At 68.6% G+C, this 25,642-nt stretch carries 25 protein-coding genes and 1 pseudogene; 8 read left to right on the top strand and 18 right to left on the bottom strand.

The window, feature by feature from the left end:
• Positions 1-2 precede the first annotated feature (2 nt).
• The 5 genes from cysE to DEW08_RS14840 form a co-directional block, all read right to left on the bottom strand.
• Positions 3-848, bottom strand: a complete 846-nt coding sequence (cysE, locus tag DEW08_RS14860) for a serine O-acetyltransferase (protein ID WP_109328350.1) — start codon at positions 846-848, stop codon at positions 3-5.
• Between the two features lie 11 nt (positions 849-859).
• Positions 860-1,984: a homocitrate synthase gene (gene nifV / locus DEW08_RS14855; protein WP_109328348.1), complete on the bottom strand. Its 1,125-nt coding sequence runs from the start codon at positions 1,982-1,984 to the stop codon at positions 860-862.
• 184 nt (positions 1,985-2,168) lie between these two features.
• A complete protein-coding gene (gene nifS, locus DEW08_RS14850) occupies positions 2,169-3,374 on the bottom strand; it encodes a cysteine desulfurase NifS (protein WP_109328346.1) in 1,206 nt (401 codons plus the stop codon).
• Positions 3,375-3,378: 4 nt separating this feature from the next.
• Positions 3,379-4,299 carry a Fe-S cluster assembly protein NifU gene (gene nifU / locus DEW08_RS14845; RefSeq protein WP_109328343.1) on the bottom strand — a complete coding sequence of 307 codons (921 nt, stop codon included), beginning with the start codon at positions 4,297-4,299 and terminating at the stop codon, positions 3,379-3,381.
• 40 nt (positions 4,300-4,339) lie between these two features.
• Positions 4,340-4,729 carry a HesB/IscA family protein gene (locus DEW08_RS14840; protein ID WP_109328341.1) on the bottom strand — a complete coding sequence of 130 codons (390 nt, stop codon included), beginning with the start codon at positions 4,727-4,729 and terminating at the stop codon, positions 4,340-4,342.
• Positions 4,730-5,058: 329 nt separating this feature from the next.
• Between DEW08_RS14840 and DEW08_RS14835 the strand changes: the two genes are divergently transcribed.
• Together DEW08_RS14835 and DEW08_RS14830 are read left to right on the top strand one after the other, a co-directional pair.
• Positions 5,059-5,568 (top strand): hypothetical protein, encoded by a 510-nt coding sequence (locus DEW08_RS14835; protein WP_109328339.1) that lies wholly within the window; start codon positions 5,059-5,061, stop codon positions 5,566-5,568.
• A gap of 43 nt (positions 5,569-5,611) precedes the next feature.
• Positions 5,612-5,929: a hypothetical protein gene (locus DEW08_RS14830; protein ID WP_109328337.1), complete on the top strand. Its 318-nt coding sequence runs from the start codon at positions 5,612-5,614 to the stop codon at positions 5,927-5,929.
• Here the strand turns inward: DEW08_RS14830 and DEW08_RS14825 are convergent.
• The 7 genes from DEW08_RS14825 to nifE all read right to left on the bottom strand — a co-directional run bounded on the left by DEW08_RS14825 (position 5,926) and on the right by nifE (position 11,586).
• Positions 5,926-6,834 carry an alpha/beta fold hydrolase gene (locus DEW08_RS14825; protein WP_109328334.1) on the bottom strand — a complete coding sequence of 303 codons (909 nt, stop codon included), beginning with the start codon at positions 6,832-6,834 and terminating at the stop codon, positions 5,926-5,928. The two genes, DEW08_RS14830 and DEW08_RS14825, sit on opposite strands and share 4 nt — an antisense overlap.
• A 423-nt stretch (positions 6,835-7,257) precedes the next feature.
• A complete protein-coding gene (gene fdxB, locus DEW08_RS14820) occupies positions 7,258-7,551 on the bottom strand; it encodes a ferredoxin III, nif-specific (protein ID WP_109328332.1) in 294 nt (97 codons plus the stop codon).
• Between the two features lie 54 nt (positions 7,552-7,605).
• Positions 7,606-7,806, bottom strand: a complete 201-nt coding sequence (locus DEW08_RS14815; RefSeq protein ID WP_109328330.1) for a CCE_0567 family metalloprotein — start codon at positions 7,804-7,806, stop codon at positions 7,606-7,608.
• 10 nt (positions 7,807-7,816) lie between these two features.
• On the bottom strand, positions 7,817-8,299 hold the full coding sequence (locus DEW08_RS14810) for a NifX-associated nitrogen fixation protein (RefSeq protein ID WP_109328328.1): 483 nt from the start codon (positions 8,297-8,299) through the stop codon (positions 7,817-7,819).
• Between the two features lie 4 nt (positions 8,300-8,303).
• On the bottom strand, positions 8,304-8,705 hold the full coding sequence (gene nifX / locus DEW08_RS14805; RefSeq protein WP_109329882.1) for a nitrogen fixation protein NifX: 402 nt from the start codon (positions 8,703-8,705) through the stop codon (positions 8,304-8,306).
• A gap of 71 nt (positions 8,706-8,776) precedes the next feature.
• A complete protein-coding gene (gene nifN / locus DEW08_RS14800) occupies positions 8,777-10,171 on the bottom strand; it encodes a nitrogenase iron-molybdenum cofactor biosynthesis protein NifN (RefSeq protein WP_109328326.1) in 1,395 nt (464 codons plus the stop codon).
• Positions 10,172-10,176: 5 nt separating this feature from the next.
• Complete coding sequence (gene nifE, locus DEW08_RS14795) at positions 10,177-11,586, bottom strand: nitrogenase iron-molybdenum cofactor biosynthesis protein NifE (RefSeq protein ID WP_109328324.1); 1,410 nt, start codon at positions 11,584-11,586, stop codon at positions 10,177-10,179.
• Between the two features lie 225 nt (positions 11,587-11,811).
• On the opposite strand from nifE, the gene DEW08_RS14790 reads away from it, so the two are divergent.
• On the top strand, positions 11,812-12,531 hold the full coding sequence (locus DEW08_RS14790; RefSeq protein WP_168220369.1) for a trimeric intracellular cation channel family protein: 720 nt from the start codon (positions 11,812-11,814) through the stop codon (positions 12,529-12,531).
• Positions 12,532-12,557: 26 nt separating this feature from the next.
• On the opposite strand, the gene DEW08_RS14785 is transcribed toward DEW08_RS14790, so the two are convergent.
• From DEW08_RS14785 to DEW08_RS14760, 6 genes are all read right to left on the bottom strand, one after another.
• On the bottom strand, positions 12,558-14,510 hold the full coding sequence (locus DEW08_RS14785; protein ID WP_109328320.1) for a methyl-accepting chemotaxis protein: 1,953 nt from the start codon (positions 14,508-14,510) through the stop codon (positions 12,558-12,560).
• 367 nt (positions 14,511-14,877) lie between these two features.
• Positions 14,878-16,437, bottom strand: coding sequence for a nitrogenase molybdenum-iron protein subunit beta (gene nifK, locus DEW08_RS14780; protein ID WP_109328318.1), 1,560 nt, complete (start codon positions 16,435-16,437; stop codon positions 14,878-14,880).
• Positions 16,438-16,468: 31 nt separating this feature from the next.
• Complete coding sequence (nifD, locus tag DEW08_RS14775; RefSeq protein ID WP_109328316.1) at positions 16,469-17,920, bottom strand: nitrogenase molybdenum-iron protein alpha chain; 1,452 nt, start codon at positions 17,918-17,920, stop codon at positions 16,469-16,471.
• A 231-nt stretch (positions 17,921-18,151) separates the two neighbouring features.
• A complete protein-coding gene (gene nifH, locus DEW08_RS14770) occupies positions 18,152-19,039 on the bottom strand; it encodes a nitrogenase iron protein (RefSeq protein WP_109328314.1) in 888 nt (295 codons plus the stop codon).
• 241 nt (positions 19,040-19,280) lie between these two features.
• Entirely contained in the window at positions 19,281-20,576 is a 1,296-nt protein-coding gene (locus tag DEW08_RS14765; protein WP_109328312.1) for a hypothetical protein, read from the bottom strand.
• A gap of 122 nt (positions 20,577-20,698) precedes the next feature.
• Positions 20,699-21,421 (bottom strand): glycoside hydrolase family 19 protein, encoded by a 723-nt coding sequence (locus DEW08_RS14760; protein ID WP_109328310.1) that lies wholly within the window; start codon positions 21,419-21,421, stop codon positions 20,699-20,701.
• On the opposite strand from DEW08_RS14760, the pseudogene DEW08_RS33815 reads away from it, so the two are divergent.
• The 5 genes and pseudogenes from DEW08_RS33815 to DEW08_RS14735 all read left to right on the top strand — a co-directional run bounded on the left by DEW08_RS33815 (position 21,420) and on the right by DEW08_RS14735 (position 25,601).
• A pseudogene (locus DEW08_RS33815) lies at positions 21,420-22,546 on the top strand (NAD(+)--dinitrogen-reductase ADP-D-ribosyltransferase). The gene DEW08_RS14760 and the pseudogene DEW08_RS33815 overlap by 2 nt on opposite strands.
• Positions 22,547-22,588: 42 nt before the next feature.
• Complete coding sequence (gene draG / locus DEW08_RS14750; RefSeq protein WP_109328308.1) at positions 22,589-23,494, top strand: ADP-ribosyl-[dinitrogen reductase] hydrolase; 906 nt, start codon at positions 22,589-22,591, stop codon at positions 23,492-23,494.
• Positions 23,495-23,504: 10 nt separating this feature from the next.
• Positions 23,505-23,942, top strand: coding sequence for an ArsC/Spx/MgsR family protein (locus tag DEW08_RS14745; RefSeq protein WP_109328306.1), 438 nt, complete (start codon positions 23,505-23,507; stop codon positions 23,940-23,942).
• 104 nt (positions 23,943-24,046) lie between these two features.
• Positions 24,047-24,814 (top strand): class II glutamine amidotransferase, encoded by a 768-nt coding sequence (locus DEW08_RS14740; protein WP_109328304.1) that lies wholly within the window; start codon positions 24,047-24,049, stop codon positions 24,812-24,814.
• Positions 24,815-24,983: 169 nt separating this feature from the next.
• A complete protein-coding gene (locus DEW08_RS14735; RefSeq protein ID WP_109328302.1) occupies positions 24,984-25,601 on the top strand; it encodes an FMN-dependent NADH-azoreductase in 618 nt (205 codons plus the stop codon).
• Positions 25,602-25,642 lie beyond the last annotated feature (41 nt).

Genomic DNA, 25,642 nt, shown 5'->3' with positions numbered 1-25,642 from the left:
CCTCAGGCTTGCGGGCGGGGGGAAGGGGCGGGGCCGTGGACGTCCTGGTCGCACAGGTCGCCGCAGGACCGGCAGGCGATGCCGTCGAAGCGGAGGTCGGACGCCGTCGCACCGGCGACCGGCAGCGTTGCCGCCTCGGCCGCCGTGCGGGCCTCCAGCCGCGCCTCGATCCGGTTGATGTGCTCGATCAGGCAGGCGATGGCCTTGCCGACCGGGTCGGGCATCAGATGGTGTTCCAGGTCGATGCCATGGGCCGACAGGCTGCGCTGCGCCTCCGGCCGGACGACGCGGCCGGGGATGCCGACCACCGTCATGCCCTCCGGCACGCTCTTGGTGACGACGGAGTTGGCGCCGACGCGGGCATTGGCCCCGACGGTGATCGGCCCCAGGATCTTGGCGCCGGCCCCGACCAGCACGCCGTCCTTCAGCGTCGGGTGCCGCTTGCCCTTGGTCCAGGAGGTGCCGCCCAGCGTCACCCCGTGGTAGAGCGTCACGTCGTCGCCGACCTCCGCCGTCTCGCCGATGACGACGCCGGCGCCGTGGTCGATGAAGAAGCGGCGGCCGATGGTGGCGCCGGGGTGGATGTCGATGTTGGTCACCGCGCGGGCGAGGTAGGACAGGAAGCGCGCCGGCCAGCGCAGCCCCCGCCTCCAGGCGGCATGGGCGACGCGGTGGGCGACCAGCGCATGGAAGCCGGGGTAGCAGGTCAGCACGTCGACCAGGCTGCGCGCCGCCGGGTCGCGGTCGAACACGCAGGCCGCGTCCTCGCGCAGCAGGGTGAGGATGCCGGGGGCGGTCATGGCGGGCTCCTCGCTGGAGCGGTCCGGGGAGGCGTCGAGGGCGGCCATGGCGGGTTCCCTCAGCGGCCGGCGTCGCGCAGGAAGGCGCGCAGCTCGTCCGCGGTCGGCGCCCGCTTGGCGGCGGTCGCCAGCGCCCGCACCCGCGGCAGCACCGCCCGCGCCAGGGCGTCGTCGCAGGCGAGGCCGAGCTGCCCGCAGGCCATCCGGATCGCCGCGGTGCCGGAATGCTTGCCCAGCACGATGCGGTGCTCGCGCCCGACCTCGGCCGGGTCGAAGGTCTGGTAGGTGGAGCGGTCGCGCAGCAGCCCGTCGACATGGATGCCGGCCTCATGCGTGAAGACCGCGTCGCCGACGATCGGCTTGTTGACCGCCACCGGCCGGTTCGAGGCCTGCTCCACCAGGTCCGAGATGGCGCCGAGCGCCCGCGTCTCCACCCCCGTGCCGATGCGGTAGAGGTGCTTCAGCGACACCACCACCTCCTCCAGCGGGGCGTTGCCGGCGCGTTCGCCGAGGCCGTTGACGGTGGTGTTGACGTGGGTCGCCCCGCCCAGCACCGCGGCCAGCGAGTTGGCGGTGGCGAGGCCGAGGTCGTCGTGGGCGTGGATCTCGATCTCCAGGTCGGTGGCCCGGCGCAGCCGTTCGATGCAGGCGCGCGTCTGGAAGGGGTCGAGCACGCCCAGCGTGTCGGCGAAGCGGAAGCGGCGGGCGCCGGCGGCCTGCGCCACCGTGGCGGCGGTGACCAGGAAATCCATGTCGGCGCGCGAGGAATCCTCGCCGCCGACGCTGACCTCCAGCCCGTGGTCGCGGGCCTGCCTGACCTTGCGCTCGATCTCCGCCAGCGCCCAGGCGCGGCTGCGCTTCAGCTTGCGCGTGATGTGGATGTCGGAGACCGGCATCGACAGGTTGACGAAGGACACGCCGCAGTCGAGCGCCGCCTTCAGGTCGGCGTCGTGCATGCGGCACCACAGCATCAGCCGCGCCTTGAGGCCGAGGGCGGCGACGGCGCGGATGCCCTCGCGCTCCTCCTCGCCCATGGCGGGGATGCCGACCTCCAGCTCCGGCACGCCGGCCTCGTCCAGCGCGCGGGCGATCGCCAGCTTCTCCTCCAGCGTGAAGGCGACACCGGCCGTCTGTTCCCCGTCGCGCAGGGTGGTGTCGTTGATGATGGCGTGGCTGGGCATCATGGCGGCAACGTCCTTCGGCAGGAACGGCCCCCGGCAGGGGTCGGCGAGTGGACCGGGAAGGGGGTGTCGCAGGCCGGGCGGGGACCCGCCCCGACGGGGTGTCGTCGGGCGGAGTGCCGGGACGGGCCCCCGGCCCGGCCTGCGATCTCTGGGCTCCGGGGAGCCCGTGTTGCGGACGGACCTGTCACGAATAGACCGGTGCGAACTCCTTCGGCCGGCCGGCGTCGGCCTGCCAGTAGGGGGAGAAGGAGCGCAGCTTTTCGATGATGCCGGGCACGACGGCGATCACCCGGTCGATCTCCTCCTCCGTCGTCTCGCGCGACAGGGAGAAGCGGGTGGCGCCGTGCGCCGCCGTGTAGGGCACGCCCATGGCGCGCATGACGTGGCTGGGCTCCAGCGAGCCGGAGGTGCAGGCGGAGCCGGAGGAGGCGGCGATCCCCTGCTCGTTCAGCAGCAGGAGGATGGCCTCGCCCTCGATGTACTCGAAGGCGATGTTGCAGGTGTTGGGCAGGCGGTTGTCGGGATTGCCGGTGACGAAGCAGTTGGGGACGGCGGCGAGGATCGCCCGTTCCAGCGTGTCGCGCAGCGCCCGCACCCGCGTGTTCTCCTCCCCCATGTGGAGCAGGGCGAGCTGGGCCGCGGCGCCGAGCCCGACGATGCCCGGCGCGTTCTCCGTCCCCGCCCGGCGGGAGCGTTCCTGGTGGCCGCCGCGCAGCAGCGGGCGGAAGCGCAGGCCGCGCTTGACGTAGAGCGCGCCGATGCCCTTGGGCGCATGGAGCTTGTGGCCGGAGAGCGACAGCATGTCGATGGCGCTGTCGGCCAGCGTCATCGGGATCTTGCCGACCGCCTGCACCGCGTCGGTGTGGAAGACGGCGCCGGCCGCCTTGGCGAGGACCGCCAGCTCCTCCACCGGAAAGATCGTCCCGGTCTCGTTGTTCGCCCACATGATGGAGACGATGGCGACCCTCTCCGACAGGGCGGCCCGGTAGGCCTCCATGTCGAGGTTGCCGCGGCGGTCGACCGGGATGCGGTGGACGGTGTAGCCGCGCTTCTTCTCCAGATGGTCGCAGAAGGAGAGCACGGCGGGATGCTCCACCACGCTGGTGACGATCTCGCGCTTCTTCGGATAGGCCTCCAGCGCCGAGAGGATCGCCGTGTTGTCGCTTTCCGTTCCGCCGGAGGTGAAGACGATCTCGCTGTCATGGGCGGCGCCCAGCAGGGCCTGGACCTGCTTGCGCGCCCATTCGATCTTGCCGCCGACCGCGGCGCCGAAGCCGTGCATGGAGGAGGGGTTGCCGAACTGCTCGGTGAAGAGCGGCAGCATCTCCGCCAGCACCTCGGGATCGACGCGGGTGGTGGCGTTGTTGTCGAGGTAGATGCCCTTCGTCATGGCCTCACACCCCCGCCGTCATGAGGGAGGCCGGCTTGACGCGGACGAACTCGCCGAGCGCCTCGACCAGCTTCATCTGCACGCCCATCATGGTGCCGGCCGACTGCGAGCAGCCGGAGCAGGCGCCGGACAGCCGGACGTAGATGTCCTTGCCGTCGATGTCCACCAGCTCCACGTCGCCGCCGTCGCGCCGGATCTGCGGGCGCATCTCCTCGATCGCGGTCATGATGGCCTGCATGCGCTGCACGTTGGTCAGCTTCGGCGCGGCCGGCGCCTCGGCCTTGGGCGCCAGCGGCTTGATGGCGTCGAGCCCGACGGTGCCGGGGGCATGGCGGGCGGCGGGCTTGAGGGCGCCCGACTTGGCGAGCACCTCCTCCAGCACCTCCTCGATCTTCTCGTGGCAGGTCTGGCAGGAGCCGCCGGCCTTGGTGTAGTGGGTGACCTCCTCCAGCGTGGTCAGGCCGTTGACGGTCACCGCGCGCTCGATCATCGCGGCGTCGACGCCGAAGCACTTGCAGACCAGCTCGCCTTCCTCGTGGTCGTCCTCCCACGCCTCGCCCTTGTAGTTGGCGATGGCGGCGCGCAGCGCCTCGGCGCCCATGACGGAGCAGTGCATCTTCTCCGGCGGCAGCCCGCCGAGATACTCCGCGATGTCGCGGTTGGTCAGGGTCAGCGCCTCGTCCACCGTCTTGCCGATGATCATCTCGGTCAGCGCCGAGCTCGACGCGATGGCGGAGCCGCAGCCGAAGGTCTGGAACTTCGCCTCCCGGATGAGCTGCGTGTCGGCGTCGACCTTCATCATCAGCTTCAGCGCGTCGCCGCAGGTGATGGAGCCGACCTCGCCGACCGCGTTGGCGTCGTCCAGCACGCCCGAGTTCTTCGGGTTGAAGAAGTGTTCCTTGACCTTGTCGGTGTAGTTCCACATGTCGCTGTGCCTTTCCTGGGTGAGCGCCGTGGGGACGATGTCAGTGCGTCGCGGAGGAGCCGCAGCCGGACGGCGAGGGGGCGCAGGTGCCGCCGGGCGCCGCGCCGCCCGCCGAGAAGGACTTGCCGCAGCCGCAGCTCTTGGTCGCGTTGGGGTTGTCGAACCTGAAGCCGGAGCCCTCGATCCCCTCGACGAAGTCGACGACCACGCCGCTGAGGAAGGGCTGGCTGCCGGAATCGACGAAGATGGTCACCGGGCCGAAGGTCAGCACCGCGTCGTCGCTGCCGGCCGCCGCCTCCAGCCCCATCTGGTACTTCAGCCCGGCGCAGCCGCCGTCGGTCACCGCGATGCGCAGCCCGGCGGCGGCACCGCCCGACTTCGCCAGGACCCGCTCCAGGGTGGACACCGCCGCATCCGTCAGGGTCACCATGTTCCGCCTCCTCGTTGCCGCGCTGCCGGGGGACCGGCCACTCTGCCACGGAATAAAGCAAGCGGCGGGCCAACTGCTAAGGCACTGATCTAAAAGGATTGTCAGATGCGGGCGGGCTGGCGCAATCCTGACAATGTTCGGATGGCGAACGATTTTGTCGGCTCCGCCGCCTGTCGATTTTGCGACAGATGCGACGATAGGACGCACAATTTCTCTATGGTCTTTGCCGGTCGGCGCGGGTTTCCTGGTGCTGTCGTCGGTGCGTCGGATGGTCAGGCTTGTCAGCCAATGAACCGGGCTTGTCAGCCAGAAGACAGAGGAGGGGAGCGATGGACCGGCCGGTCGAACTGCGCATGTCCAATGGCCGCATGGCCTTCGGGGACGTGCCCGAGCCTATCGACGATCTGCTGCGCGAGGCGGTGCAGGCGCGCGACGAGCCGAAACGCTGCGAGGCCCTGCTGTGGGAGGCGCACCGGCGCGCGCCGAAGGTGCTGCCGGTCTATTACGCGCTCTACAAATTCTACTTCAACCAGAAGAAGCTGACGGAGGCCGAGCGGGTGGCCCGCATCGGCCTGGACGCCGCGGCGCGCGCCGGCGGGTTCCCGGCGGACTGGTCCCGCCTGACGGCATCGACCACCGACTGGGCGGCGGCCGGCCCGGCGCGCTTCTTCCTGTTCACCATGAAGGCGCTGGCCTTCATCGAGCTGCGCCGCCACAACCGGGCGGACGCGCTGCGCATCCTCGACAAGATGGCGGAGATCGACCCGACCGACCAGGTCGGCTACGGCACCGTCGCGGCGCTGGCGCGCGGGCTGGATGCCGGTCCGGAGGGGAACTAGGGTCTGCCAGACAATGAAGGGCTTCCGGGCTGTTGGCTGAGGTATGCAGATCCTCACCGACGCGGAATGGAGCCGGCTGAAGCAGGCGTTGGAGCCCGTCCGGCCGGGTACCGGCCACCCCTTTCCTGAGACGCGGCGCACGGTGCCGGCGGGCGCCGCGGGGAGGATCGGGCGGGTCGTGTGTGACCGCGCCTGTTCCTCCGAGCCCTGGCAGGCGAGGATCCGCGCCGGCGGGGGCGAGCCGGTGGCGCCCGGCAATCCGGCGCATCGCCGGGCACCCGCCCATGACATGGCCGCCCAGAGTTTCCCGGGCGGCGTCTGTCTCGCCGCAGCCATCGGCTGGTTGTCCAACAGGGCCTAGACGCGGCTCTCGCTGCTGTCTCGTGGAGAGACCGGCTCGCTGAGCGGATGGACCCGGTCGAGAAAGTCGCGGGTGAGCGCGACCACCTCGTCCAGGTTGGTCTCCAGAAGCCAGTGCCCTCCATCCAGCAGGTGCAGCTCGGCGTCGGGAAGATCCCGGAGATAGGCATAGGCCGACTCCGCCGGCATGTACCCGTCCTGCGGCCCCCATACGATCAGCGTCGGCGGGCGGTGTTTGTTGAGGTAGTTCCGATACTGCGGAAACCAGGCGCGGTTCTCCCTCAGGCCCGCGATCAGGCCAACCGCGATCTCCCTGCGCTTTGGCGTGATCAGTGACCAGTGCAGCGTCCACAGGTCGGGAGGAATCCGTTCGGCAAGGTCCGGCCTGACGTCGTTCAGGAACTCCTCCCTGAACACCTCTTCCTTGATCGCCTCGCTCAGCTTTTCCCGCATGTCGGACGGCGGCAGCCGCCAGGTCTTTTCGATCTCGGCATATTTCGGTCCCAGCGCATCCTCGTAAGGGATGTCGCCATTCTGGATGATGAGCGCCGCGACGCGCTCCGGGGCCTTGATCGCCAGCCGCGCGCCGATCGGTGAGCCGAAGTCATGCAGATAAAGCGCGAAGCGCTTCACGCCGAGCGTCTCCAGGAAGCTCTCCAGAAAACCGGCGTAGCCGTCGAAGCTGTAGTCGAAGTCGTCGGGTGTCGCGCTATAGCCGGCGCCGGGATAGTCCGGCGCAAGCAGCCGCCAGCGATCGGCGAGCCGCGGCATGAAATTGCGGAATTCATAGGAGGAGCAAGGATAGCCGTGCGGCAGCAGAACCACCGGTGCGTCTTCACGACCTGCCTCGCGATAGAAGATGTCGACGCCGTTCACGGCCACGTATCGATGGCTTGTCGGGTGCATGGCATACCTCCCGGCCAATCTCGTCCTGTGGATGCCTCCCCAACCTCACGAGATATCCGGACGTTCCGCGCGATCTGACGGGGTGAGCCTTCTTGCGCCCGGTAAGAACCGGACCGTCGGGACTGTGGCGACATGGGCAGAAACACCGTGGTCGGGCGCTGCATGCCCAGCCTCACCCACAAGGAGTTCATCCGGCTCCTCCCGGCCGCGGAATGCGCCGTCCCGGCGGGTGAGAACCCGTTTCGCAATGTCGTTGGACGGCTGGAACCGGCCGAATCCGTCATCCCCGCGCAACCTCCCGGATCGACGCCGTTGAGGGCTTTCTCCCGGTCATTGCCCGCCGGAACCAGCCGGGGCCGGACGCAAGAAGCCCGCCTGCGCCGCCGGGCGCAAGCGGGCTTTCCTGCGGGTATGCGGAAACCGTCACGCCGCCTGCGGCAGGTGGGCGATGCAGCTCTTGGAGCAGACCTTGCCGCAGCTCTCGCAGCCGATGCAGTTGCCGGCGTTCTTGACGCTCATCACCTTCTTCTCGGCCTCGTCGTCGAAGGCGTCGACGATGTCGCCGTCCTCGGTGATGCCGATCAGCTCCAGCACGTCGCGCCCGCACACCTTGAAGCAGCGGCCGCAGCCGATGCAGAGCTTCTGGTCGATATGCTCGACGAATTTCGGCGTCCAGCTCTTGCCGCCGCGGGTGGTGCCGGTCACGAAGTCAGCCATGGGGACTCCTCCTGGGAGAGAACGGGGATGGGGAGGGGGCGGGCGGGAGAGGCCCTATGCGCTTTCCAGCGCCTTCAGCTCGGCGCGCTTCTCGGCCAGCGTCCTGAAGGCGTCGTAGGTTTCCTGCGCCACGGTCAGGATCGACTGCCAGTTCTGCGGCAGTTCCTCCGACAGGTCGTGCAGGTCCATCTTCTTCGCCGTGGCGCGGGCGTTCAGCTTCCTGATCTCGTCCTTCAGGGCGGCGGCGTCGCTCATCGCGGGACCCTCACAGCTCGGCCACGTCGGGGTACTTGCGGATCAGCGCCACCGCGTCGGCGACCAGCTTGGCGCCGTCGGCCGACAGCTTCTCCAGGCTGGGGAAGCCGAAGCGGTGGACGTCGCGCAGCGTCTTCGACACCACCACCAGCCGGCCGGCGGTCAGCACGATGCGGCCGAAGCCCTCGTGGCTCATCTTCATCATCGGCGAGGCCATCAGGCCGGTCAGCTTCTCCACCGTGATGCCGACCGCCTTGTAGAACAGCTCCAGCCGCCACAGCGTGTCCGGGTCGGGATCGCCGATGATCGGGATGGCGGCGCGCGCCTCCTTGTCGAGGATGAAGGGGGCGAGCAGCGTCTCGTCCGACTTGCCCTCCCAGGCGCCGTAGCTGTCCTCGGCGCGGAACAGCAGGACCAGCGTCTTGAGGAACTGGGCGGCGATGTCGTCAGGCGACAGGGCGTTGGCGGGGGCGACCGTTGCGGCGTCGGTCATGGTCTCACTCCTCCTCGTCGAAATCGAAGGTCTGGGGCTGCCCGGCGGACATCGCCTTGCGCAGCCAGGGCGGCGGGTTCCCGTTGATGGTGGTGACCAGCCTGTCGAGCAGGGCGGTGATGCTCTCGCTCGCCTCGACCTTCACCGGATGGATCTTCTTCGCGACGACGCGGGCGGCGGCCGAGGCGCCGATGGCCGACAGGTAGACGATGGCGACGTCGGCCAGCGCCTCCAGCTTCGGCACCAGCTTGTCCTCGTTGCCGTCCTCGAACATCGAGCCGCCGAACTGGCAGGTCTCGACGAAGCTGTAGCCGTCGCGGCCGACCTCGTAGATGGCGATGTTCTTGGCCCAGCCGAAATGCGCATCGACGTGCTGCATGTCCTGGGTGCAGAAAGCGACCTTCATCATTCCTCCTTTGCGGGGATCGGCCGCCGGTCCGGCCGGGGTGGCGGCCGCGGCGGTGGCCGGGACGAGGCTCAGCCGGCGCTGCATCCGCATGATCCGCCTCCGCATGCATGTCCCGCCTCGGCCGCATGGGGCGTGCCATGGCCGGCCGGGCCGTGGTCGTGGTCCATCTCGCGCGACAGGAACAGGTTGCCGATTTCGAACAGAAGCTCCCGCGTGCCGCGGTAGCCGACATGGACCCGCAGCCCGGCGCCCAGCCGGTCGAACATCGGCAGCCCCATGCGGTGCAGCGGAACGCCGAGCCGCGCCGCCCCCTGGCGGCCGTGCGAGTTGGAGACGATCAGGTCGGCGTCGCGGGCCAGCGTCTCGACGTCGGAATGGTCGCCGACCATCACGGTGGCCGCCGGCAGCTTCTCCAGCACGGCGCCCTGCGTGGGCGACACCGCGGCGATCACCTCCGCCCCCATGTCGGACAGGAAGCTGGTGACGGCGAAGAGCAGGTCGGGCTCCAGCGCCACCGCGATGCGCTTGCGGCTGAAGAAGAAGTGGCCGTCCAGCATGGCATCCACCAGGCTTTCGCGCTGGCGGCGGATGCGGGCCGGCACCGGGCGCCCCGACAGCTCGGCCAGCGTGCGCACCAGCCGGTCGGAGGCCTCCAGCCCGGTCAGCCGGTCGAAGAAGATGGAACGCACGTCGGTCTTCAGCTCCAGCGCCGCGCCGGCCCGCCGCATGTGCTCGCCGATCACCAGCGTGGCGGCGGAGGCGCCCATCGAGCGGATCTGCTCCACCGTCACGCCGCCGAGCGAGGTGGCGGTGAAGTCGCCGGGCTGGCGGCCGGACAGCGACAGCGACAGGTCGGGCAGGAAGACCGGCGACAGGCCGAAGCCCTCGATCAGGTCGCGCAGTTCCTCGACGTCGCCCGGGGTCAGGTGGCAGCCGGCCAGCACGTTGACCTGCGCCTTGACCATGGTCGGGGAGGGCTCGACCAGCCGCTCGATGATGCCCTCGACCGCGGCGGCGAAGCCGTCCTCGAAACCGCCGGCGAAATCGGGCGTGTTGGCGAAGACCAGCGCCAGATCGGCGAGGTCGGGGTTGCGCTGGCGGAACAGCGTGTACTGGCCGCCCATGTCCTCGCCCTTGGTCTCGGTGACGCCGGTGGTGGCGACGCCGATCAGGGCCGGCCGGTTGCGCTCCGCGATGGTGCGGATCGCCTGTTCGAGGTTGTCGTAGCCGCCGAGGATGGTGGAGACCTGATCCATCGCCGTGGTCTGCAGCGGGATCGCCTCGCGGAAATGCCGCACCAGCAGGACGAGCCCGAAGGCGGTGCAGCCCTGGGAGCCGTGGAACAGCGGCAGGCAGCGGTCGACCCCGAGATAGGCCAGCGCCGCGCCCAGCGGCTGGCTCATCTTCAAGGGGTTGGTGGCGGCGGCCCTGGCGGAGGCGGGGAAGCGCTGGACGTGGGTCATGGCGCTCACTCCGCGGCGAGCGCGTGGGAGGCGCGCGGCGCGTCGTCCCACGGGGCGGGCAGGCGGACCTGACGCCAGATCGGGTTCGACAGGGTCTTGTCGATCTCCTCGCACAGGTTGACGATGCCGTCATAGCCGGCATAGGCGTGGTGGCGCTCCTGGTTGATGTCGAGCCAGGGCACCTTGGCCTTCAGCGAGATGAACTGCGACCGCCCGCCCGACATCATGATGTCCGCCTGGGAGTCGGCCAGCATCCGGTAGATGTCGCGCGGCTTCAGGTCGTCCCACTGGTGGAACTCGTCGCCCTTCATCTTCTTGATGCGCTCCTTGTCCTCCCTGGTCGACTTCTTGGTGGAGGTGCCGATGATGGTCAGGCCGGCGCCTTCCAGCGCGCTGACCATCGACCAGCTCTTGACGCCGCCGGTGAACAGCAGCACCCGCTTGCCCTCGAAACGCGGCCGGTAGGGGGCGAGGCGGCGCCAGACGCGGCTTTCCTCGCGGGCGATCACGCCCTCCGCCCGGTCGATCAGGCCGCGGTCGGCGCCGCGTTCGACCAGCATGCGCGCCATGGTGCGCAGCGTGTCGGACATGTCGGAGACGCCGTAGAAGGAGCCCTCGAAATAGGGGATGCCCCAGCGCTCCTGCATCTTGCGCCCGACATTCACCAGCGCCTGCGAGCAGACCATCATGGTGACGCGCGCCCGGTGGGCCTGCGCCACCTCGCGGTAGCGGCCGTCGCCGGAGATGCAGGACAGCAGGCGGATGCCGATCTCGTCCAGCAGGGGCTTCACCAGCCACAGCTCGCCGGCCAGATTGTATTCGCCGATGATGCAGACGTCGGTGGGGGTGGTGTGCTCCGGCTCCACCGTGCCGATGACGTGGTCGAGCAGCGCCTCGCCCGCCAGCTTGTTGCCGAGGTTCTTCGAGCCGACGAAGCCCGGCGATTCCACGGGGATCACCGGCTTGCCGAGCTTCTTCGCGGCGAACTTGCACACCGCGGCGATGTCGTCGCCGGTCATGGCCGGCACGCAGGTCTGATAGACGAAGACGGCCGGCGGATCGTACTGCTGCACGATCTCCTTGATCGCGCGGTAGAGCTTCTTCTCGCCGCCGTTGATGACGTCCAGCTCCGACAGGTCGGTGGTGAAGCCGGTCCGGTAGAGCTGCGACCCGGAGGACTTGCTGCCCCGGTTGTCCCAACTGTTGCCGAGGCAGGCGATCGGGCCATGGACGAGGTGCGCGGCGTCGGCGATGGGCTGCAGCACGATCATCGCGCCGTCATAGGCGCAGCCGCCGGCCGCCGCCCCGGGTTTCAGCGACTTGGTGCAGCCCTTCTTCTTCTCCTTGGCCGACTTGCCCTGGTTGGTCGCGCATCCGGGCTCGTTGAAGACGTCCTGAAGCTTGTCCTGCAGCATCGCTCCTCTCCCGTCCGGTGCCGGTCACGGCTGGCGGGAATGGTCAATGCAGGGGATGTGCCAGCAGGTAAGCTCTTGAAGTTTCTGGAGTGTCTGGGCTAGGACCGGCTGTGCGATAGCTGACAATCCGGCGATCTCCCGCCTTTTTGTCGGATGTCGCACATCCCGGACCCGGCGGCCCCCGAGTCCGGCCCCCATCGGCTTCGGGAAGAGGACAGGCTGGTCATGGATGCATCGGCGTCCTTCGGCGAGGTGGTGAACGCGCCCTGGTTCCTGGTGGTCGACCTGATGGGCACGGTCGCCTTCGCGCTGTCCGGCATCACCATCGCGCGGTCGGAGGGCTATTCGATCTTCGGCGCGATCATCCTGGCCTGGCTGCCTGCGCTGGGCGGCGGGCTGATCATGGACCTGATCGCCGGGCGCAATCCGCCGGGCATCCTGGCGCAACCCGCCTACATGTACGCGATCCTGATCACCGTGCTGGCCGTGCGGGCGGTGCTGTGGCTGATCGACCTCGCCCGCGGGCGCTGGCTGCTCTTCTTCGATCTGGTGCAGATCTACGTGACGGCGCGGCGCCGGCTGAAGCCGATGACCCTGCTGGTGGTCTTCGACTCCCTGGGACTGGCGGGGTTCACGGTGACCGGGGTCTTCACCGCGATCCAGTTCAACTGCCATCCGCTGGAGCTGTGGGGGCCGGCTTTCGCGATGATGAACGCCTGCCTGGGGGCGATCCTGCGCGACGTGGTGCGGGCGGACGCCCACAACCCGATCCTCAAGGGCTCCTTCTACGCCGAGATCGCGGTGGCGGCCGGGCTGCTGCTGTCGCTGTTCGTCGAGCTGGCCCCGCCGGCCGCCGTCGGCTACGGCGTCGTCGCCACGCTGCTGGTGGTGCCGGCGGTCCGGCTGATGCTCTATCGGCGCGACGCGCGGGCCCCGATGTTCTGACCGGCGCCCGCCCGCCGCACCGGCCCTCAGCCGGCGCGGACCTCGCTGATGAAGCGCTCGACCTCCTGCGACAGCCGTTCGGAGTCGCGGAACAGGGTGCCGGCGGCGTCGAGCACCTGATGGGCGGCGGTACCGGTGCCGTCGGCGATCTGCTGCACGCCGCCGATGTTGTGCGAGATCTCCTGCGTTCCCGCCGCCGCCTGCTGCACGTTGCGGGCGATCTCGCGCGTCGCCGCATCCTGCTCCTCCACCGCCGCCGCGATGGTGGTCGACACCTCGTTGATCTGCGTCACCACCGCGGCGATCGCCGCGATGGCGCCGACCGCCCCGTTCGTCGCCTCCTGCATCGAGGCGATCTGGGCAGAGATCTCCTCGGTCGCCCGCGCCGTCTGGGTCGCCAGATGCTTGACCTCCGACGCCACGACGGCGAAGCCCTTGCCGGCCTCGCCGGCGCGTGCCGCCTCGATGGTGGCGTTCAGCGCCAGCAGGTTGGTCTGGCTGGCGATCTCGTTGATCAGATGCACCACCGCGCCGATGTTGCGCGCCTGGTCGGCCAGGAGCTGCACGTTGCGCGACGCCTCGTCGGAGCGCTGGGCCGCCTGCTGGGCGACCTGGCTGGAGTGGTTGACCTGCCGGGTGATCTCGCCGATCGAGCTGGTCATCTCCTCCGCCGAGGCCGCCACCGTCTGCACGTTGACCGAGGCCTCCTCGGCCGCCGCGGCGACGGCGGTGGCGCGCAGCCGGCCGTCCTCCGCCATGTCGGAGAGCTGCTGCGAGTTGGACTTCATGCGGCTCGCCGCCGAAGTGACCTGGCCGACGATCGCCTTGACGTTGGCCTCGAAGGTGTCGGCCATGCGGCGCAGGGCGCCGCGCTTTTCCTGCTCCGCCTGCTCGCGGGTGCGCCGGACCTCCTCCTCCATGGCGCGGTTGTGGGCGAGGGTCTCCTTGAAGATCTCCAGCGAGCGGGCCATGGCGCCGATCTCGTCGCGGCGGTCGAGCGCCGGGATGGTGACGGTGAGGTCGCCGGCGCTGAGCCGCGACATCGCCCGGGTCATGCTGGTGATCGGCCGGGCGACGATGCGCACGATCAGCAGGCCGAGCAGCGGCACGACGAAGACGATGGCGCCGATGACGGTGGCGGTCAGCGCCTTGGAGAGCAGCCGCATCGGCGCCATCACCTTCTCCTGGTCCATCGACACGCCGACGTACCAGGTGAGGCTGGGCAGCCCCTCGATGCGGTAGAAGCTGACGAGCTGGCTGTTATCGGCAATGGTGGCGCCGCCGGCCGGCTTGTAGCCGGAGGGCTTCATCACCTTGGCCTCGTCGGGATGCACCAGCACCTTGCCGTCGCCGTCCACCAGGAAGACGAACCCCTTGCCGCCCAGGTCGACCGAACGCAGGAAGGTCAGCAGGATGTCGAGCGGCAGGTCGGCCCCGGCGACGCCCCGCAGCTTCCCGTCGGCGGCGACCGGCATGACGACGCTGATCACCAGCTTCTTGGTGGTGGCATCCTGATAGGGCTCCGACATGGTCAGGCCGTTGGCCTTGACCGCCGACTGGTACCAGGGCCGCTTGCGCGGGTCGTAGCCGGCGGGAAGCTCGGCCGGGTTGAAGGTGGTGAACCTGCCGTCCGCGTCGGCGCCGTAGAACACCTCGGAGAAGGTCTCCCGCAGGTAGCTGCGCGACACCAGAGGCTTCAGGTCGGCCCCCGGAGCGGCCATCGTCACGTCCTCGGCAAGGCCGCGGACCAGCATGAGGCGGCCGTTCAGCCATTTCTGGATGCCGTCCGCCGCGGCCACGCCGGCCGTGCGGATCTTGTCGTTGATCTCGGTCTCCAGCGCCTGGGACGACAGCAGATAGATCCACAGGCCGAGCACCCCGACCGACAGCGTGATCAGGGCCGTCGCGACGGCGAGAATCTTGTGGATGAACTTCCTGGCCGGGCGCAGATCGCCCGATGTGGCTAACGTCGTGTCCATGGCGGCCCCCAAGGCGGTCGAAAGCAGCTTGCAGCGAGGTGCGTGCGCAACTGCATACCCCAGTCTACCGCATTGGGGGCCGGGCGATGCCTGGAATCTAAAGTAATATATCAGAAAACGGCAAATTGTCACACGATATTCATCAGAGTTGGCGAGGGATTGCCCGTCTCCTTGAAAGAACTAAGCAAATATCGGTAAAGAGATCTTTATCGCCACATTGGCGGGTAATATAATTCCACTGCGTTGGAAACGGAGTTTCGCCGTCGTCCCGCCGCGCCGGAAACGAGGAAGGCCCGGAGCGGGGGGATGGAAACCCCGCTCCGGGCCTTCGGTGCCGACCGGCCGACTCGGACCCCGTGGGGCCGGATCAGCGGATCAGGTCGAACGAGTAGTCGGTCTGGCCGACGGTGTTGGTCTTCGCGTCCATGTCCTCGAAGATGCGGTCGAGGATGCGCACCATCACGTTCAGCGCGCCCTGGTAGCCCCAGGTCGGGTAGCGGTGGTGGTGGTGGCGGTCGAAGATCGGGTAGGTCAGGCGGATCAGGGGCGTCTTGGTGTCACGCTCCAGATACTTGCCGTAGCTGTTGCCGATGATGTAGTCGACCGGATCGGTGAAGATCAGCGAGCGCAGGTGCCACAGGTCCTTGCCGCCGTAGGCCGCCCCCGACTTGCCGAAGGGCGAGCCGTCGAGCGTCTTCTGCACCTGCTTCTCCCACTTCTTCGAGCCGGAGGTCGACAGGATGTGGACCGGCTCGGCCCCCAGCTCCAGCAGGAAGCGGGTCATGCCCAGGCAGAAGTCGGGATCGCCGTAGACGGCGAAACGCTTGCCGTGCAGGTGGGTGTGGCTGTCGGCGATGGCGTCCACCAGACGGCCGCGCTCCAGCTTCAGGCTGGCCGGGACCGGCTTGCCCGACAGTTCCGACAGCTTCAGCAGGAGCTCGTCGGTCGCCGCGACGCCCAGCGGGTAGTTGAACTTGGCGACCTGCTGGCCCTTCTCCTTGCAGAACTGCAGGGTCTGGGTGGTGTTGTACTCCTGCATGGAGAGGGTGGCCTTGGCGTGCACCGCCTCCTTGGCGTCCTCCAGCGTGGTGCCGCCGTCATACATGCGGTACTCGCCGTCCATCGGCGTATCGAAATTGTCCGACACGTCGGAGAGGATCTGCAGCTTGACGCCGAACTCGCCGGCGATGCGCTTCAGCTCGCGGTTGTTGCCGACCGCATAGCCGTCGAAGCCCGGGATCAGGTTGATCTGCTCGGTCTTCGGCGTGTCGAAGTTCTCGGCCGTGCCCCAGAAGTAGGAGAGGATCCCCTTCATCATGTTGTCGTAGCCGGTGATGTGGCTGCCGACGAAGGCCGGGGTGTGGGCGTGCGGCACCGGGAAGTCGGCCGGGACGCTTTCCTTGTTCTTGGCGTTGGTGATGAAGCCGGCGAGGTCGTCGCCGATCACCTCGGCCATGCAGGTGGTCAGCACGGCGATCATCTTCGGCTTGTACAGCGAATAGGCGTTCGCCAGGCCGTCGATCATGTTGTTCAGGCCGCCGAACACGGCCGCGTCTTCCGTCATCGACGAGGAGACCGCGCTGTTGGGCTCCTTGAAGTGGCGGGTCAGGTGCGTGCGGTAGTAGGCGACGCAGCCCTGGCTGCCGTGGACGAAGGGCAGGGTGCCCTCGAAGCCCTGGGCGGCGAACATGGCGCCGATCGGCTGGCAGGCCTTGGTCGGGTTGATGACCACCGCCTCGCGGGCGAAGTTCTTCTCCTTGTACTCCTCGGACTTGGTCCACTCGGAAACCCGGGCGACCTCCTCGTCGGAATGGCCGTACTCGAACTCCGCCTTCTTCTTCTCGAACATCGCCTTGTATTCGGGCTGCCGGAAGAGGGTGAAGTGATCGAGAACCTTGTCGGCGCTCTGCGAAAGGGTATCGGACATCGTCAAGTGCTCCTTTTCCAGAGGCCGGGGATCAGAACGGGGCCTTCATCACGCCCCAGACGGGGTTGTTGATGGCCATGTCCATGTCGCGGGCGAAGATCGCGAAGCCGTCATAGCCGTGATACGGGCCGGAATAGTCCCAGCTGTGCATCTGGCGGAACGGCAGGCCCATCTTCTGGAAGACGTACTTTTCCTTGATGCCCGAGGCGACGAGGTCGGGGCGCATCGCCTCGACGAACTTCTCCAGCTCGAAGGCGGTGACGTCGTCGTAGATCAGCGTGCCTTCCTTCACGTAGTGCGGCGTACGCTGATAGTCGTCGTTGTGCGCGAACTCGTAGCCGGTGCCGACGATCTCCATGCCGAGGTCGTGGTAGGCGTCGACCACGTGGCGCGGACGCAGGCCGCCGACGTAGATCATCACCTTCTTGCCTTCCAGCCGCGGCTTGTACTTGGCGATGACGGCATCGACCATCGGCTGGTAGCGGGCGATGACCTTCTCGGCGTTCTCCTTGATCTTGTCGTCGAACAGCGCCGCGATCTTGCGCAGGGAGTCGGCGATCTGGCTCGGGCCGAAGAAATTGTACTCGACCCAGGGAATGCCGAACTTCTCCTCCATGTGGCGCGCGATGTAGTTCATCGAGCGGTAGCAGTGGATGAGGTTGACCTTGGCCTTGGGCGTGTTCTCCAGCTCGGCCATGGTGCCGTCGCCCGACCACTGGGCGATCACGCGCAGGCCGATCTCCTCCAGCAGGATGCGGCTCGACCAGGCGTCGCCGCCGATGTTGTAGTCGCCGATGATGGTGACGTCGTAGGGCGTGGAGACGAAGTCCGGCTTCGGCTCGGTCTTTTCGAACACCCAGTCGCGGATGGTGTCGTTGGCGATGTGGTGCCCCAGCGACTGGGACACGCCGCGGAAGCCTTCGCAGCGCACGGGGATGATCGGCTTGCCGATCTCGGCCGACTTGGCGCGGGCGACCGCCTCGATGTCGTCGCCGATCAGGCCGATCGGGCATTCCGACTGGATCGAGATGCCGTTCACCAGCGGGAACAGCTCGTTGATCTCCTCGATGACCTTGTGCAGCTTCTTGTCGCCGCCGAAGACGATGTCCTTCTCCTGGAAGTCGGAGGTGAAGTGCATCGTGCCCCAGCTGTCCACGCCGGTGTCGCCGATGTAGTAGTTGCGGCGGCCGGACCAGGAATAGTAGCCGCAGCCGACCGGACCGTGGGAGATGTGGATCATGTCCTTGATCGGACCCCACACCACGCCCTTGGAGCCGGCATAGGCGCAGCCGCGGATCGTCATGACGCCGGGGATGGACTTGACGTTCGACTTGACGCCGCAATCCTTGGCCTCGGCCTCCAGCACGTTCAGGTGCTTGGCGCGGCGCTTGCGGGACTTCTCGGGATAGGCTTCGAGGACTTCGTTGACGAGGGACTTGACGTCGACCGCCGTGGTGGTCTGGGTGTTCTCGGACAGGCTCATGTGCCGGCCTCCTGCAGGAAAACTCGCGCCCCTACAGCGCGGGACCGAGCCCCTCCCTCCCTCGCCGACGGGTCAGCGTCACGGCGGGGCTGGGGAAAAGGGCCAGTGTTCAGGAAGCCCCGCCGGGGCCGGGTGGCATCCGGTCCGAAGGAACCCCTCCCCCGCAAGGGGAGAGGGGGCCGATACGGACGCGAGCGCCGCAAGCCGGGCGGGGTGTACGTTCGCCGGAGATCAGGCGCCGGCCTTGGCGGCTTCCTTCGCGGCCAGCTCGGCGAGCTGCTGCTCTTCCGTCTTCATGATGCCGAAGTCCATCAGCATCTCTTCCAGCTCTTCCATGGTGATCGGGGTCGGGATGGTGCCCTTGCCCTTGTTGTTGTGCACCTTGGTGGCGAGCTGGCGGTACTCCTGGGCCTGCTGGCTGTCCGGCGCGTACTCGATGACGGTCATGCGGCGCAGCTCGGCGTGCTGCACGATGTTGTCGCGCGGCACGAAGTGGATGAGCTGGGTGCCCAGGCGCTTGGCCAGGGCCTCGGCCAGGTCGATCTCCTTGTCGGTCTGGCGCTCGTTGCAGATCAGGCCGCCGAGGCGCACGCCGCCGCTGTGGGCGTACTTCAGGATGCCCTTGGCGATGTTGTTGGCGGCGTAGAGCGCCATCATCTCGCCGGACATGACGATGTAGATTTCCTGGGCCTTGTTCTCGCGGATCGGCATGGCGAAGCCGCCGCACACCACGTCGCCCAGCACGTCGTAGGAGACGTAGTCGACGTCGTCGTAGGCGCCGTTCTCCTCCAGGAAGTTGATCGAGGTGATGACGCCGCGGCCGGCGCAGCCGACGCCCGGCTCCGGACCGCCGGACTCGACGCACTTGATGCCCTTGTAGCCGATCTTCAGCACGTCCTCGAGTTCCAGATCCTCGACCGAACCGGCCTCGGCCGCCAGATGCAGCACGGTGTCCTGCGCCTTGGCGTGCAGGATCAGGCGGGTGGAGTCGGCCTTGGGATCGCAGCCGACGATCAGGATCTTCTGGTCCAGCTCGACCAGTGCGGCGAGGGTGTTCTGGGAGGTGGTGGACTTGCCGATACCGCCCTTGCCGTAGAACGCAATCTGGCGCAGAGCCATGGGGAGATACTCCTTTGCTCGGGGTCGTGAAGGGGTGACCGTCATCTCTGGGCGACCGGCTCGCGGCCGCTTCACGCCCCTTCACTGCACACCCCGTGCCAGAATGCGGGATTGCGCTTAATATATTGATTTAAAAGGAAATATACGTTTGTCGTCCGCCGGGGTCATCCTGTCGCCCCTGTGACATACCCGACAAAGCCCGACATTTTGTCGGGTCTTTCGCGGGGGGCCGCCCGGCGGTTCAGGCGCCGGGGTGGCCCAGCACCTCGCGCGCCACGACGACGCGCATCGCCAGATCCTCCAGGATGCCGTCGCAGCCGATGTCGTAGAGAAGCTGGGCGAGCGACCTCACCCGGCCGAGCAGGCGCTGTGCCGTGGCGGGATCGGCCGGGCGGCTGAGCAGGGCGGAGATCAGCCGCTCGCCCGCCAGGGCCGCCAGCGCCTCGGTCCGTTCGGCCAGCCGTGTCCTCAGCCGGTCCATGGTGTCGGGCCGGCCGGCATGGTCGAGGTCGGTGCAGAAATGGTGGAGCCCGCGGAGCTGGCGCAGCATCGCCTCGAACAGCAGGTCGTTCAGGTCCCCGCCCGTCGCGGCCTTTTCGACGAGATCGAACAATGTGTCGGAAAGCCGCCACGCTGCCGTGAGATAATCGTCCAGCGCCTTGCGGTCGGCCGGGACGACGAAGGGGCCGGATTCCTCCTGCGTCTCCGCCTGGTCGTCCAGGTTGCGCAGCGCGATGACGATCAGCCCGTCCACCGAGGTGAGGGTGGCGAGGCTGGCGTGCAGCGCCTTCAGCCCGCGGTCGGTGACGAAGCCGCCGACCGCCTCGGTCGCCCGGCGCAGCGCGAAGCGGGCGAGGCGGCGGGACTGGTAGACGACATCCTGCAGCGCGCTGGTCGCGCCCAGCGCCTCCAGCACCATGCGCCGCACCTCGAAGCGCAGCAGGGCGCGGGCCAGCCGGTCGATGGCGCCGGCATCGATGGGGGAGCCGTCGCGCACCAGCCGGTCGGCGGTGGCGCGGGCGTCGGTCTCGATGGCGGCGATCACCGCCGTCAGGTTGCCGCGCCCGCCGCCGCGCAGCCGGGCCACCAGGGCGCGCATCGCCTCGGCGACGTCGACGGCGCTCGGCAGCGTCTCCTCCGCCGCGGTGCGGCCGGAAACGACGCGGTCGATCAGATGGTCGCGCGCGCCGGGGAGCACGACGTCGGTCAGGATCGGGCCGATCGGCCGCAGCAGGGCCTCCATCAGCCGGCCCTGGGATTCGCCGGGCAGGGCGGCCAGCGGATTGGTGGGGCGGGCGACGAAGCGCGGCCGGTGCGGCTCCAGCAGGGCCAGCACCTCGTCGGCGCGCATCGGCGTGATGGTGCCGCGCAGCAGCCGCACCAGCCGGACGGCGGTGCGCGCCTCCGGCAGGCCGCGGGGAGGAAGGGAGGAGGAGAGCGGTGCGCCAGGAGCGGGGCGCGGACGCGGCTTCACGCCCTGGCGCGTGGTGTTCCGGCCGAACCCCGTGTCGTCCCGCTTGGTCGGCCAGAAGGCCATGGTCTTCCGCTCTACCTCATGGTTGGAACACCAATTATGGGAGAGTGCAGGGGGAGGTTCAAACGGGCAACGCTACGACAAAAATGATATGACCTCCGATATCGTAGAATATTTGAACGGTATTATTGCTGAAGTCGATTTGAATGCTTGGAGGCATCCGCCTGTGTCGCCGCGGCGACTGGCAGGCACGATGACGGGCCGCCGGCCATCAGGGAACGGATCCGGTCGAACCACCGGCGGCGGTCGGCCTCGCCGGTCAGGCCGCCGTTGATCGTCCGGGTGATGGCGCGCAGATCGTCGCGGTCGGCGGCGTCGTTGAGATCCCCCTCCCGCCAGATCCGCAGGGCCGGCTTCAGGGCATGGTCGGGGGCGGCGATCAGCTCCGGGGTGCCATGGAAATCCACCCCGCACAGCTCGCCCATCCGGCGGTAGTTGGCGCCGCCGGTCGCCTGCAGCAATCCGCCGCCGCGATAGAGCCAGCCGTCCCCCGGACGGCTGTTGCCGAGCACCCGTGCCTTGGCCGGGTTGCCGAGGCCGTAGACCCGCTCGGCCAGAGCGCGGGGATTGCGCAGCAGGGCGGGGGCCTCCTCCACCCGGATCGCGGCGGAGTGGCGGCCCTGCCCGAAGATCGCCAGCAGCCTGTCCGCCGTGGTGTAGGTCAGATTTTCGAACAGGAGGGTTCCGCCGGCCGTCTCGTGCAGGACCTGGGCGAGGAAATGGGCGATGCGCAGCGGGGTCGTGAGGCTGGCGCGGTCGAGGAGCGGCCCGCCCCGGCGCAGGGCGTCCAGGTAATCGGGGTGGAGCCGCGGAGCGGCCCGGGTGGCGAGGGCGGCGACATCGATCATGGACTCCTCCGGTCAGGTTGTTCCTGGCAGGAGGGTCCGCCGGGCAACGGTTGCCGGCAACCGGCATCCGAAACGGATACGGGAAATTAAAAAACGCAATGCTTCCTTTAATATGGGCGTCATGCTGCGGTTCGGCCGCCGGGTACCCCCTGGTGCCCCTTGGCGCAGCCGCGGAACCGGTATATCCATAATCCGCGTGGTGTTATTCGGACGACGGACCGGGACGGGCATGGCGATGGACGCGGTCGAGGCGCGGGAGACGGAGGGGCGGGACGCCGACGGGCGGCCGGTCGACCCGGACTCGCCGCTGGCCCTGCGCGCCCACCGCACCAACCTGATCAATATCCCGGCCGCCGTGCTGTGCAGCGAGGCCTACAATGACGAGCCGCGCCGCCTGCGCATCGGCGCGACGCGGCGCGAGCATGCCGTCCTGTTCGAGGCGCTGGACGAAAGCCCCGACGCGCAGGTGGCCGCCGAGATCTTCCAGACCTACATGTCGCGGCGGTTCGGGCTGAACCCCGACTTCTCCGGGGCGGAGGGGCCGGACGGCCGGCGGCGGTTCCGCGCCAGCTACCTGCGCCTGCTGAAGGGCTGGATGTTCGACAGCAACCGGGCGGAAGGAGCGGTGCTGAAGGGGTGGGTGGAAAGCCGTTTCGGCCTGCTGCCGACCTTCCACAAGGAGCCGATCCGCCGCTTCTCCTCCGAGGCGTGGCAGAGCTACGGGAGGAGAAGGCGTCCACCCGCTTCCACAACAACCACATCGACCTGCAGCTCGACCTGCTCTACGAGTTCTGCCAGTGGACGATCCGCCGCGGCTGGCCCGACGCGCCGATGCCCGCCTGGGCCTCGCACATCCGGCTCTACCGCGGCGTCAACGATTTCGCCGAGCACCATGTCGTCGCGCGCATCGACCGGCGCACGGCGGTGCTGCGGCTGAACAACCTCTGCTCCTTCTCCATCGACCGCGACATCGCCGGGCAGTTCGGGGATTACATCCTGGATGCCTGGGTGCCGCTGGCCAAGGTGATCTTCTTCCGCGACATCCTGCCACGCTATCCCTTCCAGGGCGAAGGCGAGTATCTGGTGGTCGGCGGAGATTACCGGGTCGGGGTGTCGCTTTTCTGACAACCTCTCGCGGGGCTTTCCCATGCCTCGGTATGGCGGACCATGACCGATCCAACGATCCGCTCGCGCGCACTCGGCGCCTATCTCGGCCTCGCCTGCGGCGACGCGCTCGGCGCCACCGTCGAGTTCCTGACCAAGGGCGAGATCGCCCACCAGTACGGCGTTCACAAGCACATCAAGGGCGGCGGCTGGCTGCGGCTGCAGCCGGGCCAGGTGACCGACGACACCGAGATGTCGCTGCATCTCGGCCGCGCCATCCTCGGCCACGAGGAGTGGGACGTCCGCCACGCCGCCGACGAGTTCGCGGTCTGGCTGAAATCGGTGCCGGTCGACGTCGGCGACACCACGCGCCGCGGCATCCGGCGCTACATCCTGCAGGGCACGGTGGACGAGCCGGAGTCGGAGTTCCACGGCGGCAACGGCGCGGCGATGCGCAACCTGCCGGTGGCGCTCGCCACGCTGGGCGACGACGGGACCTTCCGCCGCTGGTCGATCGAGCAGTCGCACATCACCCACTGCAACGCCCTGTCCGACGCGGCGGTGCTGTCGCTCGGCATGATGGTGCGGCGGCTGATCCTGGGCGGCGGGGTGCTGGCCGTGCGGGAGGAGGTCAACGACCTGATCGCCCGCCACCGCCAGTTCAAGTTCCAGCCCTACCGCGGCCTGTCGACCGCCTTCATCGTCGATACCATGCAGACGGTGATGCACTACTACTTCCAGACGGACTCCGTGGAGTCCTGCGTGGTGGAGACGGTCAACCAGGGCGGCGACGCCGACACCACCGGCGCCATCGCCGGCATGCTGGCCGGCGCCACCTACGGCGTCGAGGACATCCCCGTGCGCTGGCTGCGCAAGCTGGACCGCAAGGTCCATGACGAGATCTGCCGGCAGACCGACGCGCTGCTGGCCCGCGCCCCCCTGTTCCGCGAAGCCCCCCCTGTTCCGTAAAGGACGAGCCATGGCCGAGGTGATCTTCTACGAGAAGCCGGGCTGCGCCGGCAACGCGCGCCAGCGCCGGCTGCTGGAGGAGGCGGGGCACCGGCTGGTCGTCCGCGACCTGCTGGCGGAGCCCTGGACGGCGGAGACCCTGCGGCCCTTCTTCGGCAGCCGGCCGGTCGCCGACTGGTTCAACCGCGCCGCCCCGGCGGTGAAGGCGGGGGCGGTCGATCCCGATGCGCTGGGGCCGGAGGAGGCGCTCGCCCTGATGGTGCGCGACCCGCTGCTGATCCGCCGCCCGCTGATGCAGGCGGGGGACGAGCGGTCCTGCGGCTTCGTCGCCGAGGAGGTGGACGGCTGGATCGGGCTGGCCGCCCTGCCGGACGGGCACTCCGAGGCGAGGCTGGAGGGCTGCGCGCGGCCGGACATGCCGCCCTGCCCGGGTCCGGAGAAGGCGTAACCGGCGCTGCGGCACCGGGAAGGCGTGACGCGGGGAGGTGACGGGGCGCTCGCGCTGTCGTAGGGTCGCCACCGGACGGACGCAACCGGTGCGGGGACAGGACCATGTGCGAACTCCTGGGCATGAGCGCCAACGTGCCCACGGACATCTGCTTCAGCTTCCGCGGCCTGATGAAGCGCGGCGGCCAGACCGGGCCGCATCGCGACGGCTGGGGCATCGCCTTCTACGAGGGCAAGGGCTGCCGCAGCTTCCACGACCCGGCGCCGAGCTGCGAGTCGGAGATCGCCCGGCTGGTCAGCCAGTACTCCATCAAGTCCTGCATCGTGATCTCGCACATCCGGCGGGCCAACCGCGGCCGGGTTTCGCTGGAGAACACCCACCCCTTCACGCGCGAGCTGTGGGGGCGGATGTGGACCTTCGCCCACAACGGCCAGCTCAAGGGCATCAAGGACCGCGTGCTGACCTTCTACGAGCCGGTCGGCACCACGGACAGCGAGCACGCCTTCTGCTGGCTGCTCGACCAGATCCGCATGCAGTACCCGGCGCCGCCGAAGAGCGAGGCGGGGCTGCGCCGGCTGATCCGCGACCTGGCGGCGGATCTCGGCGGGCTCGGCGTGTTCAACATGCTGCTCAGCGACGGGCGGCACCTGTGGGCGCACTGCGCCACCAACCTCGCCTGGCTGACCCGCAAGGCCCCCTTCGGCGCCGCCACCCTGCTCGACGAGGACATGAGCGTCGACTTTTCCAGGGAGACGACGCCGAACGACATCGTCACCGTCGTCGCCACGCGCCCTCTGACCCGCGACGAGGCGTGGACCGTCATGAAGCCCGGCGAGATGATCGTCTTCCGCGACGGGATGCCGGTCCGCTGACGGCCTGCCGACGGGACGCGCCGCAGGGTTGCCGCGTCCTTATTGTTGCTTTCGCGGGAACGATCTTTGACGTGATTGGTATCTTCCGCGATCCGGCCGGAACGATCATGTTTGGGGCAACCCAGCGGTGAGACGCCGCACCCCGAATTCCGGACAGAGAGATCGCGTCATGAAGATCCTGCACATCGATTCCAGCCCGCTCGGCGGTGCCTCGGTCACCCGCCAGCTCACCGCGCAGATCGTCGAGACCCTGCGCAAGGCCGAGCCGTCGGCCGAGGTGGTCTACCGCGACCTCGCCGCCGCCCCGCCGGACCATCTGACCGGCGAGCTGATGCAGGTCGTCAAGTTCCGCAATCTGGAAGGGCTGAGCGAGCGCCAGAAGCAGGAGCTGGCCCTGACCGACGCGCTGACGGACGAGTTCCTGGCGGCCGACACGGTGGTCATCGGCGCGCCGATGTACAACTTCTCGATCCCGACCCAGCTCAAGGCCTGGATCGACCGCATCGCCCAGGCGGGCAAGACCTTCCGCTATACCGAGAAGGGTCCCGAGGGTCTGGCCGGCAACAAGCGCGTGATCATCGCGTCCGGCCGCGGCGGCGTCTATTCCGCCGGCCCGGCGGCCGGGATGGACCATCAGGAGGCCTATCTGCGCACCGTGCTCGGCTTCTTCGGCGTCACCGACGTGACCTTCGTCCGTGCCGAGGGCGTGGCCATGGGGCCGGAAGCCCGCGGCAAGGCGATGGACAAGGCCGCGGAGGAGATCGCCGACCTGCTGGTCGCGGCGTAACCATCGCCTCCCCGCCTGCGGCCGGGAGGTGTCCGATCCGG

The sequence above is a fragment of the Azospirillum thermophilum genome, from assembly GCF_003130795.1.
Taxonomy (GTDB): Bacteria; Pseudomonadota; Alphaproteobacteria; order Azospirillales; family Azospirillaceae; genus Azospirillum; species Azospirillum thermophilum.
This window is presented reverse-complemented; position numbering and strand designations above follow the sequence as displayed.